Annotated in this window: 21 protein-coding genes; 8 read left to right on the top strand and 13 right to left on the bottom strand. The window is 55.0% G+C overall.

The features are described from left to right. Positions 1–203: 203 nt before the first annotated feature. Positions 204–1571, top strand: coding sequence for a class II fumarate hydratase (locus tag ACEPPP_RS18015; RefSeq protein WP_374088742.1), 1368 nt, complete (start codon positions 204–206; stop codon positions 1569–1571). 61 nt (positions 1572–1632) lie between these two features. Here ACEPPP_RS18015 and ACEPPP_RS18010 read toward each other — a convergent pair whose 3' ends face one another. Then, on the bottom strand, positions 1633–2628 hold the full coding sequence (locus tag ACEPPP_RS18010; RefSeq protein WP_374088741.1) for a sterol desaturase family protein: 996 nt from the start codon (positions 2626–2628) through the stop codon (positions 1633–1635). Between the two features lie 742 nt (positions 2629–3370). Between ACEPPP_RS18010 and ACEPPP_RS18005 the strand changes: the two genes are divergently transcribed. Both ACEPPP_RS18005 and ACEPPP_RS18000 read left to right on the top strand, forming a co-directional pair. After that, on the top strand, positions 3371–3895 hold the full coding sequence (locus ACEPPP_RS18005) for a helix-turn-helix domain-containing protein (protein WP_374088053.1): 525 nt from the start codon (positions 3371–3373) through the stop codon (positions 3893–3895). Further along, entirely contained in the window at positions 3834–4595 is a 762-nt protein-coding gene (locus ACEPPP_RS18000) for a transposase (RefSeq protein ID WP_374088051.1), read from the top strand. Before ACEPPP_RS18005 ends, ACEPPP_RS18000 begins: the two co-directional genes overlap by 62 nt. A 31-nt stretch (positions 4596–4626) precedes the next feature. Here the strand turns inward: ACEPPP_RS18000 and ACEPPP_RS17995 are convergent, their stop codons facing one another. From ACEPPP_RS17995 to gshB, 7 genes are read right to left on the bottom strand one after another with little or no spacing between them, the layout of a single operon-like run. Continuing rightward, entirely contained in the window at positions 4627–5907 is a 1281-nt protein-coding gene (locus tag ACEPPP_RS17995; protein ID WP_374088740.1) for a dihydroorotase, read from the bottom strand. Then, on the bottom strand, positions 5904–6869 hold the full coding sequence (locus ACEPPP_RS17990; RefSeq protein WP_374088739.1) for an aspartate carbamoyltransferase catalytic subunit: 966 nt from the start codon (positions 6867–6869) through the stop codon (positions 5904–5906). The genes ACEPPP_RS17995 and ACEPPP_RS17990 overlap by 4 nt, the downstream gene beginning before the upstream one ends. 3 nt (positions 6870–6872) lie before the next feature. After that, the gene (gene pyrR, locus ACEPPP_RS17985; protein ID WP_374088738.1) at positions 6873–7391 is read right to left on the bottom strand and encodes a bifunctional pyr operon transcriptional regulator/uracil phosphoribosyltransferase PyrR; all 519 of its coding nucleotides are present in this window, start codon (positions 7389–7391) and stop codon (positions 6873–6875) included. Next, positions 7381–7878: a Holliday junction resolvase RuvX gene (gene ruvX / locus ACEPPP_RS17980; protein ID WP_374088737.1), complete on the bottom strand. Its 498-nt coding sequence runs from the start codon at positions 7876–7878 to the stop codon at positions 7381–7383. The genes pyrR and ruvX overlap by 11 nt, the downstream gene beginning before the upstream one ends. After that, on the bottom strand, positions 7871–8434 hold the full coding sequence (locus ACEPPP_RS17975; RefSeq protein ID WP_374088736.1) for a YqgE/AlgH family protein: 564 nt from the start codon (positions 8432–8434) through the stop codon (positions 7871–7873). The genes ruvX and ACEPPP_RS17975 overlap by 8 nt, the downstream gene beginning before the upstream one ends. Positions 8435–8480: 46 nt before the next feature. Beyond that, the gene (locus ACEPPP_RS17970; RefSeq protein WP_374088735.1) at positions 8481–9377 is read right to left on the bottom strand and encodes a TonB family protein; all 897 of its coding nucleotides are present in this window, start codon (positions 9375–9377) and stop codon (positions 8481–8483) included. 1 nt (position 9378) lies between these two features. Continuing rightward, the gene (gshB, locus tag ACEPPP_RS17965) at positions 9379–10326 is read right to left on the bottom strand and encodes a glutathione synthase (RefSeq protein ID WP_374088734.1); all 948 of its coding nucleotides are present in this window, start codon (positions 10324–10326) and stop codon (positions 9379–9381) included. 121 nt (positions 10327–10447) lie between these two features. Between gshB and rpmB the strand changes: the two genes are divergently transcribed. Further along, positions 10448–10684 carry a 50S ribosomal protein L28 gene (gene rpmB, locus ACEPPP_RS17960; protein WP_374088733.1) on the top strand — a complete coding sequence of 79 codons (237 nt, stop codon included), beginning with the start codon at positions 10448–10450 and terminating at the stop codon, positions 10682–10684. A 12-nt stretch (positions 10685–10696) separates the two neighbouring features. After that, positions 10697–10852: a 50S ribosomal protein L33 gene (gene rpmG, locus ACEPPP_RS17955; RefSeq protein ID WP_020565575.1), complete on the top strand. Its 156-nt coding sequence runs from the start codon at positions 10697–10699 to the stop codon at positions 10850–10852. A gap of 67 nt (positions 10853–10919) precedes the next feature. Here the strand turns inward: rpmG and ACEPPP_RS17950 are convergent, their stop codons facing one another. Further along, complete coding sequence (locus ACEPPP_RS17950) at positions 10920–12245, bottom strand: cyclic nucleotide-binding domain-containing protein (RefSeq protein ID WP_374088732.1); 1326 nt, start codon at positions 12243–12245, stop codon at positions 10920–10922. Between the two features lie 216 nt (positions 12246–12461). On the opposite strand from ACEPPP_RS17950, the gene ACEPPP_RS17945 reads away from it, so the two are divergent. Genes ACEPPP_RS17945 through ACEPPP_RS17935 form a run of 3 tightly spaced genes read left to right on the top strand, consistent with a single transcriptional unit; the run spans position 12462 to position 14799 of the window. After that, positions 12462–13826, top strand: a complete 1365-nt coding sequence (locus ACEPPP_RS17945) for a DegQ family serine endoprotease (protein WP_374088731.1) — start codon at positions 12462–12464, stop codon at positions 13824–13826. Positions 13827–13877: 51 nt separating this feature from the next. After that, positions 13878–14393: a molybdenum cofactor biosynthesis protein B gene (moaB, locus tag ACEPPP_RS17940; protein WP_374088730.1), complete on the top strand. Its 516-nt coding sequence runs from the start codon at positions 13878–13880 to the stop codon at positions 14391–14393. A gap of 1 nt (position 14394) precedes the next feature. Further along, entirely contained in the window at positions 14395–14799 is a 405-nt protein-coding gene (locus ACEPPP_RS17935) for a DUF423 domain-containing protein (RefSeq protein WP_374088729.1), read from the top strand. Between the two features lie 126 nt (positions 14800–14925). Here ACEPPP_RS17935 and ACEPPP_RS17930 read toward each other — a convergent pair whose 3' ends face one another. The 4 genes from ACEPPP_RS17930 to ACEPPP_RS17915 are packed head-to-tail and all read right to left on the bottom strand — an operon-like array spanning position 14926 to position 17002. Then, a complete protein-coding gene (locus tag ACEPPP_RS17930) occupies positions 14926–15171 on the bottom strand; it encodes a YdcH family protein (protein ID WP_374088728.1) in 246 nt (81 codons plus the stop codon). Positions 15172–15220: 49 nt separating this feature from the next. After that, a complete protein-coding gene (locus ACEPPP_RS17925) occupies positions 15221–15862 on the bottom strand; it encodes a ribonuclease (RefSeq protein ID WP_374088727.1) in 642 nt (213 codons plus the stop codon). 16 nt (positions 15863–15878) lie between these two features. After that, entirely contained in the window at positions 15879–16199 is a 321-nt protein-coding gene (locus ACEPPP_RS17920) for a non-heme iron oxygenase ferredoxin subunit (RefSeq protein WP_374088726.1), read from the bottom strand. Positions 16200–16216: 17 nt separating this feature from the next. Further along, positions 16217–17002, bottom strand: coding sequence for a class I SAM-dependent methyltransferase (locus tag ACEPPP_RS17915; protein WP_374088725.1), 786 nt, complete (start codon positions 17000–17002; stop codon positions 16217–16219). Between the last annotated feature and the right edge of the window lie 23 nt (positions 17003–17025).

Raw genomic sequence — 17025 nt, 5'->3', positions numbered from 1 at the left:
TTAAAGCCGTGATTTTACAACAGTCTGCAATGACGGGGTAAAGGCCATTATATTATTGGACAGCCAGATAACCTCGCTAGCTCACCAGGGATTTCTGCCATCAATGCATTCGAAGTGGAGCTTCGGAAACCTTCACCCCAAAATCGATTCTAATGGCTTAAAAACGCTCGATTTTTGCAATCCTTTCTGACGAGGCCAAGCCCATGCCCCCCACATACCGCATCGAAAAAGACAGCCTCGGCGAAATCAAGGTGCCCTCCTCTGCGTTATACGGTGCGCAGACCCAGCGCGCGGTCGAGAACTTTCCGGTCAGCGGCTTGACCTTGCCGCCCGCGTTCACCCAGGCGCTCGCGTTGATCAAAAAGATTGCGGCGGAAGTGAACGGCGAACTGGACGAGCTGGATTCCGTGCGTAGCGCGGCGATCATCGCTGCCGCTCAGCAGATCATCGACGGCCTCCATCATGCCCAATTTCCGGTCGATGTATTTCAGACCGGATCCGGAACCAGTACGAACATGAACGTGAATGAAGTGATCGCCAATCTGGCAAGCCGGGCGGCAGGCATCGAGATTCATCCGAATGATCATGTGAACCGCGGCCAAAGCAGCAATGACGTCATACCGACCGCGATTCACCTCAGCGCGGCGCTGGCCTGCCACCGCCACCTGCTGCCCGCGCTTGAACATCTGGCCGCAACGATCGAATCGAAAGCCGCAACGCTCGACCGGGTGATCAAGACCGGGCGCACGCACCTGATGGACGCGATGCCGCTGAGGATGAGTCAGGAAATGAACGCCTGGGCGCTGCAAATACGGAATGGCGCCGAAAGAATCGAGGCGGCCCTGGTCAGAATTTACCGTCTCGCGCAAGGCGGTACCGCAGTCGGCACCGGCATCAATGCGCATCCCGAATTCGCAGCCAGATTCACGGAAATTTTACGCCAGGACACGGACCTGCCGTTTGAACAGAACACCTCGTTCTTCGAAAGCCTGAGTTGCCAGGACGCCAGCATCGAGTTATCGGGGCAGTTGAAAGTGATCGCGGTCAGTATTCTGAAGATCGCGAACGATTTGCGCTGGATGAACAGCGGTCCCTTGGCCGGGCTCGGCGAGATCGAACTGCCGGCCTTGCAGCCGGGCAGCAGCATCATGCCGGGCAAGGTGAATCCGGTGATTCCGGAAGCGGCCGCGATGGCCGCCGTGCAGGTGATCGGCAATGACGCGGCAATTACCACGGCGGGTTTATCCGGCAATTTTCAGTTGAACGTGATGCTGCCGCTAATTGCCTACAATCTGCTGCAAAGCATCGAGATTCTCGGCAACGCCTGCCGTTTGCTGGCCGACAAGGCGATTACGGGGTTCAACGTGCGGCTGGAAAATATCTCGGCGCCGCTGGAGAAAAATCCGATGCTGGCGACCGCGCTGAATCCGGTCATCGGCTATGCCCAAGCCGCGGTGATCGCGAAGACGGCCTATCAACAAAATCGCCCGATCATCGATGTCGCGGCGGAAATGACCGACATACCGCGCGAACAACTGGAAATACTGCTGGATCCCGCCCATCTGGTCTAAATAAGCTCGGGCAGGCGTGGAATCTTCAATCCATGTTCCCGCCCGTCGCCAGTTTCCAGCCTTAGCAATTCATGCAGCGGCTACCCTGGACCTGTCGCAGGATTTCTTTTTTCGCTTCGAGCCAATCGTACAATTCATAGCCCGGCGAAAATGCCCGCTTTTCGGCCTTGTAATAGGCGGCTTCGGCAATCATCGCATGGATGTTGACCGTGACCGCGCTGGTATAGACAGGCGCCGGCACCGGTTGCGCGGTATTCACGAAACCGAACTTGACCAGACCCCATGCGGTTTGCGGCACTGTCCCCTTAATCCCGACAGCAGCCGGCTCGACTTCCTTGCGCGAGAAGAACAGCCGGTCCCAGACCGAAAAGATCGCACCGTAATTGCTGTCATGTTCCCTGCGCTCGATCGAATGATGAACTCGGTGCAAATGCGGTGTCACGATCACCTGCCCGAGCCATTTTTCGCCCGCAAACGTAATATTCGTGTGATGGAACATCACGAACAACGGATAGACCGCTTCATAGGCAAACACGACGCTCTTGTCGATGCCGAGCAGGATGATGTATGCCGATTTCAGTACGGTTGTGATGATCAATTCGACGATGTGAATCCTGAAAGCGGTCGATACGTTCAAATAGGGATCGCTGTGATGGACCTTGTGAAACATCCAAAATGCGTCGAATTGATGGCAAATCCGGTGCCATGCGTACAAGAGAACATCGAGCAGAAAGAATGACAGCAGCGCTTTCCAGGCAGGACTGCGGATTCCGCTCAACAATCCCTTGCCGGAAAAATGCTCCAGCGCAAACATTAAGCCGGCTAGCGAAAATAGCGACATCAGCAGACTGTTGAGGAGGAACAATCCCAGATTCACGCGATAAGTATTGATGATTTGTTTAGGCCTAAAAGGCATTTTCGGCCGTTGAAATTCAACAAGCGACAGCAGAGTAAAGCCCAAGATCACGCAGATGAACGGCCAATCGTTGGACACGAGAGCCTGCCAGTTCGCCAGGGTCGCTTGCAGCATTGAATAAATTTCGATGATGGTTAACATGACTTTTCCTCCAATTAGGTTGTTGGAAAGTGCATTACAGCATTATCCTAATGATTAAATTCGTCTTACGAATTTATCCTACTGATTCAATGTGACGGTGTGATGAAATAAATTCCGTCGGTTTATGGCGGGATTTTCGCTATCCCTTACAAAGTTTAAGGCAAATTTAATGCCAAGAGAGAAATTAAATCTATTTTTCAGACAACCAATCAAAAATAGATAGCAACTAATTGTTTTAGTTAATATTTGAAAAATCTAGTCTTGCAAAATGCAGTAAGAATGATGAAAAAGGCCAGCGCCGGCTGGCAATTTTGCACTTTTACAGTGCGGGCAGATTGTTGTTGAGGTGCAATTTATGTTGTACACATGAAGTAGACATGCATCAAAAGCAACAGTTCCATGCGATTCAAACCTGACTCCGGAATTGTATCCATCGTCATTTGATCGAAGTAAATGTGGCGAGCATCCAGAATGCCCGCATTTTTCCGAAATGCAGAATGATTTTGAACGCGAAAAACAGACGGTTATGACTTGTCGCCGTAGCGGATGGCAGCATTGATTTCTCTGGCTGCGGCCAGATACTCGTCAAAACTGCCGGTCCCTCGCGCGAGTGGGGCATCCCACACAACCCTACTCGCGTTAGGGATCGGTAGCGATTGGGAAAGACCGGCAGAGACCTAGTACTACAAACCTAAAAAATGAAGGATAATAGCAAGCCCGAAAATCATCCCGCAAGGAAGCGATGCGCCCACTCACTCCGCTTATTTTGACGCAAGCCCAACAATCGACGCTGGAAGCCATTGTTCGAAGTCGGCAACTGCCGCACAGTTTAGTGCAGCGGGCGCGCATCGTCTTAAATGCGGGAGCCGGCCGTCGCAACAAGGCCAGCGCGCAGGGTCTGAACATCAAGGAAGAGACGGTCGGTTTGTGGCGTCGTCGTTGGCTGTCGGCCCAAGAGGCGCTGGCTGCCTGCGAAGATGATCCCGAACGTTTACGCCGGCAGATCGAGACGATTCTGGCGGATGCGGAACGTCCGGGTGCACCACAGACCTTCAGCGCCGAACAGGTCTGCCAACTGCTGGCGTTGGCTTGTGAAACGCCGCCTTCACCCTTGACGCATTGGACGCGCAAAGATTTGGCACGGGAAGCCGTTAAGCAAGGCATTGTCGACCGTATCTCAGCGACCAGTATTGGTCGTTTTTTAAATGCAGGGTCAGCTAAAGCCGCATCGAACGCGCTATTGGCTGAATCCCACCATCGACGATGAAGCCACCTTCCAGGTCAACGTCGAAGCGGTATGCGACCTGTATCGGCAAGCCCCGGCGCTGCATGCGCAAGGCATTCACGTGATCAGCATCGATGAAAAAACCGGCATTCAGGCCCTGGAGCGCATTCACCCCGCACAGCCCATGCAACCCGGACAGCCGGAACGGATCGAGTACGAATACCGGCGCCACGGCACCCAAGCCCTGATTGCCAACTTCGAGGTGGCAACAGGCAAGGTCATTGCGCCCACTGTTCAGGACACACGAACAGAAGCTGACTTTGTCGCCCACGTGCAGCAAACCGTCGCCACAGACCCTCAGGGGCAATGGCTGTTTGTGGCCGATCAGTTGAACACCCATAAATCCGCGACGCTGGTGGAATGGATCGCCAAAGCCTGCGGAATTGACGAGGACTTGGGCGTGAAAGGGGAACGCGGAGTACTACGGGATATGAACTCCCGCGCGGCTTTTTTGCAGGACGAAAGCCATCGCATTCGCTTTGTTTATACGCCCAAGCATTGCTCGTGGCTGAATCAGATCGAGATTTGGTTTGGCATTCTATCCCGTCGCTTGCTCAAACGGGCAAGCTTCACCTCGAGAGCAGATTTGAAAGGACGTATTTTTCAGTTTATCGATTTCTTCAATGAAACCCTCGCTAAGCCTTTTCGCTGGACTTATACCGGAAGGCCTCTGGTGGTTTAAAAATTATTCGGAGAATTTCCGGTGCGTTGTACTAGGCCGGTTTATGGATGATACGGCCCGCCTGCAAGGTATGGGTGACGCGGCCTTTCAGCGTTTGCCCCCAATAAGGCGTATTGGTGCCTTGACTGTGCCAATTGTCCGCATCGATCCGCCAAACCCTATTCGGATCGAAGAGGCAGACGTCAGCCGGCAAACCGGGCGTCAGCGCGCCGCGCCGCAGCCTCAGTATCTCGGCCGGTTTGGAAGTCAACGCCGCAATGCCTTCCGGCAAGGTCAGAGCGCCTTCCGCGACCAGTTGCAAGAGCAGCGGCAACAGCGTTTCCAAAGCGGAAATACCGGGTTCGGTTTCGGGAAATGCGCCGAGCTTCGCATCGAGGTCATGCGGCTGATGATCCGAAGCGATGCTGTCGATCGTTCCGACCGCCAGTCCCAGACGTAAATACTGTTTATCGGCCTCGGTGCGCAGCGGCGGCAGCACATGGTAGGCGCTGTCAAACGGCGTCATGTCGTTTTCGGTCAAGTGCAATTGGTGCATCGCGACATCGGCGGTCACGCGCAGGCCGTCGTTTTTGGCTTGCTGGATCTTGATCACCGAACGTTTGCAGCTGAGCTGGCCGAAATGCACCCGGCAGCCGGTCAGTTCGGCCAGTTCGAGGCATTGCGACAGCGCGATCGTTTCGGCCGCTTCCGGAATGCCCGGCAAGCCGTAACGCGTCGCCAACTCGCCTTCATGCGCGCAGCCGTTGTTGCCGAGCCAGTAATCGTTCGGGCGCAGCATCAGCAGCAAATCATGACTCGCCGCATATTCCATCGCCCGCCGCAGAATCAAGAGATTTTTGACCGGATGGTTCGCATGGCCGACCGCGATACAGCCGGCCTGTTTCAGCGACAGCATCGAACTGAGTTCGGTGCCTTCGAGCTTCTGCGTCAGCGCGGCGACCGGCAGAATTTGCGGATAGCCGGCTTTTTCGGCCAATTCCTTGATCAATTCGGCGACCGCCGGCGTATCGATCACCGGCACCGTATCCGGCTGCAGGCATAGCGTAGTTACACCCGCGCTGGCGGCGGCAAGCGTTTCGCTCTTGAAGGTCGCCTTGCGGCTCTGCCCCGGTTCGCGCAGACGCGTACTCAGATCGATGAAGCCAGGACAGACGACCTGCCCGCTCGCATCGATTTCGATGTCCGCATCGAAAGCGTCCAGCTTGGAGGCGACCGACAAAATTTTCCCGTCGGCAATAAACACATCGCCGATGCGGTCAATGCCGTTGGCAGGATCGATGATGCGACCGTGATTGATTTGTATCCGCTTCATAAACTGGCTCCCTGCGGCTGCATCGCCATCGCCATTACCGCCATCCGCACCGCGATGCCGTTGCTGACCTGTTTCAAGATCACCGATTGCGGCCCGTCGGCGACTTTCGAATCGATTTCGACACCGCGGTTGATCGGCCCAGGGTGCATCACGATCGCATCGGGCCTCGCGATTTTCAATTTTTCCTCGGTCAGACCGAAACATTTGAAATATTCGCTTTCGCTCGGCAAGAGGGCCGAACTCATGCGTTCTTTTTGCAGACGCAGCATCATCACCACATCGACATCCTTCAGGCCATCGTTCAGGTTATGGAATACCTTGACGCCGAGCGTTTCGACATGTGCGGGCAGCAAGGTTTTCGGGGCGATCACCCGGACTTCGGCCACACCCAGAGTATTCAGCGCGATGATTTCGGAGCGGGCGACGCGGGAGTGCAGAATGTCGCCGATGATCGCGACCTTCAAAGGCGCAAAGTCCTTCTTGAGCTGGCGGATCGTGAACATGTCCAGCATCGCCTGGGTCGGATGCGCATGCTGTCCGTCGCCGGCGTTGATCACGCTGATGTGCGGCGCGACCTGCTGCGCGATGAAATGCGCGGCGCCGCTCAAGGCATGGCGCACCACGAACATATCGACGAACATCGCTTCCAGATTGCGGATCGTATCGAGCAGGCTTTCGCCTTTTGACGTCGCCGAAGTCGCGATATTGATGCTGAGCACATCGGCCGATAGACGCTTGGCGGCCAGCTCGAACGTCGTCCGTGTACGCGTGCTGTTTTCGAAGAACAGATTCACGATCGTTTTGCCGCGCAGGATCGGCACTTTCTTGACCTGCTGATCGGACATGCTCGCAAATGACTCGGCCCTGTCGAGAATTTCGGTCAATAGCGCTTTGTCCAGCCCTTCGATCGTCAGGAAGTGCTTTAACTTGCCTTCCGGAGTTAATTGCAGATTACCGGCCATCGGTTAAGCCGCTCCTTTGACCATCTCGATATGCACGCCTAAAGGCTCCGGCCCCGTCAGCTTGATGCGCTGGCCTGGATTCAACTCGATACGCATGCCGACGCAATCGGGCGCGATCGGAATCTGCTTGCCGTCGCGCTTGATCAGCACCGCCAAGACGACCTGATTCGGACGCCCGTAATCGAATATTTCGTTCAGCGCCGCCCTGATCGTCCGGCCGGTATAAAACACATCGTCGACCAGGATGATGTCGCGGCCTTCGAGTTGCGGCGGCAACTGGCTCGGCTTGACCTTCGGATTCATGCCGATTTGCGAAAAATCGTCGCGGTAAAAAGAAATATCCAACAGCCCCAAAGGCTCCTGAATTTGCAGTTTTTGATGCAGGCGCTCGGCGATCCAGACGCCGCCGGTGCGGATGCCGATCAGCAAAGGGTTACTCAGTTTGCGTTCGGCAATGAGGGTTTTCAACCGATCGGCCAGTTGGTCGATCAGTTCAGGAATATCGATAGGATTAGGATTCATTTTCTCGATAGCGGGCGTTAAGCCAGGTTTGCAAAATAAGCTGTGCGGCCAGTTGATCCTGGACTTCCCAGAGTTTCGTCGCGCTGACGCTGACCTCGTCGAACAAGAGCTGTTTGGCCTCGAAGGTCGACAGGGTTTCGTCCTGCGGGAAGACCGGGAGCCCAAAACGGCCTTCCAGTTGCCGGCAGAATTTTAACATACGCGGCGTGACAGGATTATCTTCGCCATTCGCCTGCCGCGAAATGCCGACCACCAGCCCGGCCGGTTGCCAGTCGCGGATCAGCTCGGCGATCCCCTGCCAATTCGGCTGTTGATTGACCGCCCTGAGCGTTTGCAGCGGGCTTGCGGTCGCGGTCGTGGTCTGCCCGACCGCGACGCCGATTTTCTTGGTGCCGAAATCGAAACCGAGATAGGTATCGCCGGACTGTTTCGGTGCCAGAGGGTCCCTTTTCGGATTGACCAAGCGGCTCGAATACCCCTCAGCCATGTCCCGCCGGCATCGTCAGCTGGTTGATGTCGACGCCGATTTGCCCGGCCGCCGCCGCCCAGCGCATATCGATCGGCAGATCGAACAGGACTTGGGTGCCGAAGGGCGAATTGAGCCAGGCATTGTCGCGGATTTCTTTCTCGAGCTGGCCTTCGCCCCAACCGGCATAGCCGAGCGCGACCAAATAGCGTTCAGGTCCCTCGCCGACCGCGATCGCCTCGATCACATCGCGCGAGGTGGTCAGCGAAATCGTATCGGAAACCGGCATCGTCGCATCCCATTGCCCGCAGGTAGTATGCACGACGAAGCCGCGGTCCTGCTGTACCGGCCCGCCGGCATAGATCGGCGCATTGGTGGCCGTGTCGGAAGTCACGCGAATATCCATTTGCTTGAAGATTTCGCCGAGCTGCATGCCGGTCGAACGGTTGATCACGATGCCCAGCGCGCCCTCGCGATTATGCTGACACATGTAGGTGACCGTATGGAAAAAATTCGGATCGGCCAGATTCGGCATCGCGATGATGAATTGATTGTTTAGATAAGTCGCTTCGCTCATGGCTATCACTTAAAGTGTCTAAGGTTACTGCACGGACAGCAACGGTTTATCGCGTCGTAATGCCCGACTCATCCGAGAACTTCCAGACCCGGGTAATCACCAGGACCTTCAGTTCCTTCAACAAATCCTGAGGCAGCGGAGCGAACGGCGCGCTCATCCGGACGATGTTTTTGGCCGCCTCGTCCAGTTCCGGAATCCCCGAGGACTTACTGATCCGGATGCTGTAGATGCTGCCGTCGGCATTGATGCCGACATCCATAGTCAATGTAGCCGAAAAATTCTTCTTCGCGGCAACGTCGGGATAGTTGAGATTCCCCGTCTTTTCGACTTTGTTTTCCCAGTCTTTCAGATACTGCGAGGCAAGATATTTATGCGCGCTAACCATGCTGACGAATTTGATCTTGCTTTGCTCGCCGCTCAGCTGGCTGTCGCGAATTTCTGTGCCCAACTGCGTAATCTGCTGCTGCAGCGCCTCGGGCGTCAGGATCGGATGCTGACGCTCTTCTGCCACGGGTTCCTTGTCGGGCACAGGCGCCGCTTTCACCTCGGCAACCTTTTTTTCGGCCTTTTGCTGAGTGACGACTTTTTTATGAGCCTTCGGCCGGCTCTGCTGCTGTTCCGGCTCGGCCTTTACCAGATGCTTGCTTTGGCTGGTATTGCCCTCATTGGCGATTTTCTGTGCCTGCGGTTTCGGCTTGATATCCTGCTCGCCAGCGCCGACCTGATTTTCCTGAGCCAGCATTTTCGCCTGTTTGGGCGCTTTCTTGGCCGGCGTGTCGACCAGCGTGATCTCGATAGAACGCTTAAACTCTTCAGGCTTCGATTCGGAAAAATCGACCCCTAGAATGATCAGTACATGCAGGGCCGCTGCAACAACCAGGAAGGCCAGAATCGTATCATTGCCGGGTGTCGTCGTGGGTTCGAATATCGCGCGACTCATCATATCAGGCAATCGTGTTCTCGATATGATCCATCAGCATGCCGGCAATATTCAGACCGAACTCGCGGTCCAGTTCCTGCACGCAAGTCGGGCTGGTCACGTTGATTTCGGTCAAGGTATCGCCGATCACGTCGATGCCCGCAAACACCAGGCCTTTTTCCTTCAGCGTCGGACCAACCTGCTTGGCGATCCACCAGTCGCGCTCGGTCAGCGACCGGCCTTCGGCACGACCGCCGGCCGCCAAATTGCCGCGTGTTTCGCCCGGCGCCGGAATCCGCGCCAGCGCATAGGGTACCGCCTCCCCATTGACCAACAGGATGCGCTTGTCGCCGTCGACAATCTCGGGCAAATACCTTTGCGCCATCACATAACGGGTATTATAACGTGTCATCGTTTCGAGTATCACGCTCAGATTGGGGTCGCCCCGGCGCAAGCGGAATATCGAGGTGCCACCCATGCCGTCGAGGGGTTTCAAAATAATTTCTTCCTGCTCGTGCAGAAAAGCGCGAATCCTTTCGGGTTCCCTGGCCACCAGCGTTTCGGCGCAGCATTGCGGAAACCACGCGGTGAACAGCTTCTCGTTCGCATCGCGCAACGACTGCGGTTTGTTCACCACATAGACACCCAAACTTTCCGCACGTTCCAGCAGATAGGTCGCATAGATGTATTCCTGATCGAACGGCGGATCCTTACGCATCAGGATCACATCGAGCTGATCCAGAGGCAGGTCTTGCTCCTGATCAAATTCGAACCAGCGTTGTGGATCCCGCTTAACCGACACAATGCGGGTGCGCGCATAAGCCCGGCCATTGCGCAGATAAAGATCGTTCAACTCCATGTAGTGCAGCTCCCAGCCCCTGGCCTGCGCTTCGAGCAGCATTGCAAAGCTGGTATCTTTTTTGATATTGATCTTCTGGATGGAATCCATCACCATGCCGAGCTTGATTGACATTGTTTTCCCGTTCGTTGACTTGAAAATTTCCGGTTTATTTTATCGGGAGTTATTTACCTTGAAAAGAAATTTTGGTATAAAGTTAGATTAACTTTTGAATCAAGGCACATAGAGGGTAATCATGTCCAGAGTCTGTCAAGTAACGGGCAAGCAGCCTGTTACCGGAAACAACGTTTCGCACGCGAACAACAAAACCAACCGCCGTTTTTTGCCTAATCTGCAACACCACAGATTTTGGGTGGAAAGCGAAAACCGCTGGGTACGCCTGAGAGTTTCGACCAAAGGCATGCGGATCATCGACAAAAAAGGCATTGACGCAGTTCTGGCGGACCTGCGCAGCCGCGGTCAAAAAGTGTAAGGAGAAAGAAAAATGCGCGATAAAATCAAATTGGTATCCACCGAAGGCACCGGTCATTTTTATACCACGACCAAAAACAAAAGAACGATGCCTGAAAAAATGGAAATCAAGAAGTTCGATCCGGTTGCCCGCAAGCATGTGATCTACAAGGAAGCGAAGATCAAATAAGCCCGCTTTCAATCCGCTCCCGGACCCACCACGGCGTTTTGTCCGTGGTTTCGTCCGGGCGGGTATTTCAAGCTTTATTTTTGAGTTTATGCAGCATCTGCTTTAATTGCTCGAAATGCTTCGACAGCATCACGAAGCGATCTTCGATCTGTTTCTTTTCCATATCCAGCCTGTTGCATTTTTCATTGAGCTGCCTGACGGCTCGCCTTAACGCTTCATTCTCTGTTTTGAGTTTCTGAAACAGTTCCTCCGGACTGACCGCCTGTTCCTTCAGTTCGAAAGTATCCTCCTGTTCCAATGGCGGCAGCGTCTCGGCCGTCGTCTCGATCTGCTCCCGGACTTCCTCGGTTTGTTCGGCCTCAGCTATGGCTTCCATGCCTCCCTTCAGAATGAAGGCCTTGTAACGGTTCTTCAGCAGAAAAAATGCACCTGCCTCGCTGGAGCGCCCGTCACGGCAAATGACAACCACCGGCTTGTCCCGGTTCAAGTTTTTGAATTGCATCCTGAGCGAGAAAAACGGTACGTTGATCGCGCCGTCAATGTGGTGTTTCTCGAATTCATCCGGCGAACGAATATCCAGCACCGCCGCTCCATCCTGCTGCAGCGCGGGCAACTCTTCGTAACTGACAAAGGTCAGCGAAGGCGCCTTGATCAAGCTGACGAACTGCTTTTTGTTCAGCCGCAATAACATCACATCGGTCAGCGCGGTGACCGAAACCGTACGCGGCGCGTCGGTAATCAACGCATCCTCGCCGAAGATCTCGCCTTTTTCGAGCACAGCCAGGCGAATGTCCTTTGAATTGGGCGTGGGCTTCCGCGTTACGGCGCACTGACCGCTTTTCAAGAAATAAAAATAATCGCCGACAGCGCCTTGTTCGATGATCACCTCTCCCTGTCCCGCCGCCACCTCTTCCAGCGCGATCAATACCTTTTGCAGATTGGCCGGCGGCAAGCGCTGAATGATCGGCAATTTCAACAGCCCCGTCATCCAGTCGCCTGATTCTTCATCGATATCTTCTTCAACCACCATCATGTTTTTTTCTTCCTTATATTCCAGTTGCGGCGGGTTATTGACCCGGTCCGCATCGAGCCGGACAAACCGTACCACCCCTTTTGCAACCGCGTCGATCTTTCTCGGCAATTGGTGCGCCAAGGCAAATTTGGACGACTCATGCGCCGACGAGATCACATCGATCACCAATCCGTCCGCCTGCAGCGCAACTTCGCCGTCAATCAGGTAGAATAAGTGATTATCCGTATCGCCTCTTTTAAACAACGGGCCGTCCCTGACTTCTTCGACCGTCACCTCGTTGCACAAGTCATTGAACAAAGGTCCCGGCAAGGTTGCCAAAGGAACCAGCTTGCGAATGCGCAAGGCATCTTCTGAATTCACATCTACCGCCATCGGTCCATTAAATGCAATTAACAATATTAAAGCATAGTTCGAACCCAACGGCCTGTGCGAAAACCTGACGGAATGTTGAAAAACATCACGCTATGGTAAAAAACAATGCTTTTGTGCCAACAGTCCCATGATCATGGGGCCTTGTTTTAAACATTTTTGATCTTATATTGTCTACTGCCTCGTTTAACTCGCTTGAGAATCTCTATGAGAAAAAATTTTGGAAAACAGTTTGCGATACCGGTTCTTTTTTCACTTGGCTTCGGATTGACTCCACCCGCAAGCGCGGCGCTGCCTGCTTTCCTGGGCGGCCAGAGCATGCCGTCGCTGGCCCCGATGCTCGAAAAAAGCATGCCGGCGGTGGTGAATATTTCGACGACCACCAAAATCGAAGTCGAGCAGAATCCTTTGCTGCAAGACCCCTTTTTCCGGCACTTTTTTAATCTGCCCAATCAATCGCCGCGCCAGCAGCAGAAAAGCAGCCTCGGTTCCGGCGTGATCATCGACAGCGACAAGGGCTATGTGCTGACCAATAACCATGTAATCGACAAGGCGGACAAGATCATGGTGACCTTGAGCGACGGCCGCCAGCTCGACGCGCATCTGGTCGGCGCCGACCCGGAAGCCGATGTCGCGGTGATCCAGATTCCGGACGACAACCTGACCGAACTGCCGATGGCCGATTCGAGCCAGTTGAAAGTCGGCGATTTCGTGGTCGCGATCGGCAACCCCTTCGGTCTCGGCCAAACGGTGACTTCGGGGATCATCAGCGCGCTGGGGCGCTCAGGCCTCGGCATCGAAGGTTATGAAGACTTCATTCAAACCGACGCCTCGATCAACCCCGGCAACTCGGGCGGCGCCCTGGTCAATCTGAACGGCGAGTTTATCGGCATGAATACCGCGATTCTCGCGCCGAGCGGCGGCAACGTCGGAATCGGCTTTGCGATTCCCTCGAACATGGTCGCGAGCATCAAGGACTCGCTGGTCAAGCACGGCGAAGTGCGGCGCGGCCTGCTCGGCGTCACCACGCAGGATTTGACGCCCGACCTGGTCAGCGCCTTCAATCTGACCAACCGCCAGGGCGCGGTGATCAGCCGGATCGAAAGCAATTCGCCTGCCGCCAAGGCCGGACTGGAACCTGGCGATGTGATCGTCGCGGCCAACGGCAAGTCGATCAAGAACAGCCATGACATCCGCAATATCGTCGGACTCCTGCAAATCGGCGAGCAAGTGAATCTCGAATTCTACCGCGGTAACGAAAGAAAACAAGTCACGGCGACGATCGGCAAGCCGGAACGTCCACACCTGAACGGCGAAAAACTGCATCCGACCCTGAAAGGCACGATCTTGGGCGCCACCTCGAAGGATCAGGTCGAAGGCATCCTGATCGAAAAGATCAATACCGCCTCCTATGCCTGGCGCGTCGGCCTCAGACCCGGCGACGTGATCGTGACGGCCAACCGCTTCCGCGTACACACCCTCGATGAGCTGAAAGAGGCAGCCGATCCGAGCGCGCCGCTGATGATCAATATTCAGCGCGGCCAGGAAGGCTTCTTCGTCGTCTTGCGATAATCTGCAATGCTGGTAACATGTGCGGGCTAATTAACCCGCACATGAGCCTTGATGACGAAATCATTCATTCCCTTGAACATCGCCGTGTTGGTCGTATCGGACACGCGCACCGACGCCGACGACACCTCCGGCAAGATCCTGGTCGAACGCGCGGCAGACGCCGGTCACCATGTCGTCGAAAAAAAGATCGTGCCCGACAATATCTATCGGATTCGGGCCGTCGTCTCAGAGTGGATCGCGAACGCTGAAGTGAATGTCGTGATCACGACCGGCGGCACCGGCGTGACCGGCCGCGACGGCACCCCCGAAGCGGTCAGACCGCTGCTGGACAAGGTGCTGGACGGTTTCGGCGAAACTTTCCGGATGCTGTCCTATCAGGACATCAAGACCTCGACGATCCAGTCGCGCGCGATCGCCGGCGTCGCGAACGCCACCTATCTGTTCTGCCTGCCCGGCTCCTCCGGCGCCTGCCGCACCGCGTGGGACGCTTTGATCAAGGACCAACTCGATGCCCGCACTCTACCCTGCAACCTGGTCCAGCTGATGCCGAGACTGAAGGAAATCTGAGATGCAATCGATCTTTCTGTTTTTCGGCGCGATCAGCGCCCTCATTGGAGTCGGCATGGGCGCGTTCGGCGCGCATGGCCTGAAGAATGTACTCAGCCCGGAGATGCTGACGGCCTATCACACCGGCGCCAGCTATCAGATGTGGCATGCGTTGGGCCTGATCGGCATCGCCCTGGTCCGCCGCGATGATCCCACATCCAGACTACTGAACTGGGCCGGCTGGCTGATGCTGATCGGGATTATACTGTTCTCGGGCAGCTTGTATCTGCTTGCGATCATGGATTTGAAACAGCTCGGCATGATCACGCCGTTTGGCGGCGTCAGTTTTTTGCTCGCCTGGTTATTGCTGGCCGTTTATGCAGGAAGAAAACCGCAAACCAGCCGATATTCATCCCGAGACAGATAGAAGAATTTAACGCCTCAAAGCGTTCAAAAAAAGGGTACGCGTTATACGTACCCTTTTTTCACAATTCCTGATTGAATAGGCTCTGTGTACGGTTGCGGTTGGATTTGCCGCAACCGTCCAAGCATTTTATTCGCTTGCCTTTTGCAGCATCGCGTACAACTCGTCCTTCAACTGTATTCGCCGCAGTTTCAGGTTTTCGAGAAACTCGTCCGAATGCGCCTCGATTTCGAGTTCGGTGCGGCGGATTTCATCGTCGAGATCGTTATATTCCTGATACAGCCTCGCAAAATGGGAATCAGTGGTTTTCAGCACATGAATCTGATAGCGGAATTCGGGAAATTCAAGCGCCAAATGGTGTTTTTCGCCCAACATATCGGTCTCCTTATCAAACAACTTGAGTCATTATTAATGATTGTCGTAATTACCGGATATTTCTGACCACAATACCCGATTTTCCACAGCTTTTCAGGCTTTTTTTCTGTACATCCTCTGCGCAGGCTATCGCCTTCGCCCCGCTGCTATCATAACAGACGTATATTTCCTCCAGATAACGCTGCTTGCCTGTGCACGAAATCGCGACCGCATCGGCGGCAAGCCCTGGATTAGCAGCCACCACGAACTGGGTCAGTTGCTTCGTATCGGTGCGCAGCGGCTTTGCCAGATTTTGCAGAGCGGACGGCGTCTTGAAGAGTTGTTTAAGCGTCTCGGAAAGCTGTAAGTACTCGCCGGGCGCGAGTCCAGAACAGGTGCCGTGTTTTTCCCATTCATGATAGATCAGGCCTTTGCTCGGATAAAGATCGGCGTATTTCCGCACCAACTGGCCTGGCAGCGGCCGGCTGTCACAAAACTGCGGATAACTGCGTTGATACTGCGGCCACAGACCGTGCAGCACCAGGCCATAACCCAGACTGCATTGCTGTTCCTTCGGATGCGAATCGCAAAACTCCGGCGACCATGACAGACTCATCACATAATAATCGAAGGATTTTTGCGGCTCGGCCCCTGCGGAAGACGCAAAAGCAGCGGCGAGCAGCAAACAAAGCAGGGAGTTTCTAAATTTCATCGATCTTTCCTTAAGCCTAGTCCCAACGGTCGTCCCGCACCTGCACCCTCTCGGCTTCGAGGCGCACCGGAAAACTGTGAATATCTTCATAAGCCGGCGCGGATAACACGGCGCCTGTCTTTACGCAAAATCTCGCGCCGTGGCGTGGACAAATGATTTGATCGCCGTCCAACTCGCCGCTGGCGATTTCCGCGCCGTCATGGGTGCAGACATCCTCGATCGCATAATAACAGCCTTCGATCCTGAACACCGCCACATCGGTTCCGTCGACCTCGACGACTACATTCTCGCCGTCCGCCAAGGCATTCCGCCCGCAAACATCCACCCAATCCGTCATCAATCCCCCCGTATTTTTTAGCCTGTCAAATAAACATCGTAACGCAGCAGCTTGCCCTGAAAACTTTCAGTCGGCTTGCCTCCCAAGGGCTCCGCATAATCGGGACTCTTGACGACCACGCGTTTGCCGGTGGCGCTGAGCGCCGCGTCAAACAATTGCGACTTGTCAGTATCATCGCCCAAAAGGTCGCGCAGCACCCTCATCGATTTCTTTGCAAGCGCGGATTTTTTGCGTTTCGGTGGGAACATCGGGTCGATGTAGATGCAGTCCGGCTGGCTGTCGAGATTCGCCAAAATGTCTATCGCATTGCCCTGGATCAACGTAGGCGACGCCAGACCCAACCTTTGCATCCAGTCCAGTTCCTGCAAGCGCTTGAAGCCGTCGGCGAGCAACGCGGCCATCACCGGCGAGCGCTCCAGACAGGTCAGCTCGTAACCCATCCGATAAATATGCAGTGCATCCTGCCCCCAACCGGTCGTCGCATCGATCACCGTTTTGGTCTTGCGGCCCAGCGCCTGCGCCAGAGGCCCCTGCTTCGGCGCCGGCCAGGAACGCTGCTCGCCGGCGCGCGGTTCGATTTCGACCGTCAGGCCGCCGGCTTTCAGCAATTCAGTGTCCAGCAGCTTCAGGCAGCCGTCGCGCCAGCTCAAGAAAAACGCTTCGTGCGGATTGAAGTCCTCCGCGTTCGAGTTTCGTAAAGGAACGCCCAAACGTTCGGCCAACTGCCGAAAAATCGACAAATCGCCCTGCCCTTCATAAAGCACCGCGAGTTTACCGACATAAGCGGAATCGGGTTCATTCATCGACGCATCGTAGCGAAATCACC

Origin of the sequence: Methylomicrobium lacus (genome assembly GCF_041897535.1) — a bacterium.
GTDB lineage: Bacteria > Pseudomonadota > Gammaproteobacteria > Methylococcales > Methylomonadaceae > Methylomicrobium > Methylomicrobium lacus_A.
The sequence above is the reverse complement of the archived record's forward strand: the minus strand, read 5'-3'. Positions and strand labels throughout refer to the sequence as shown.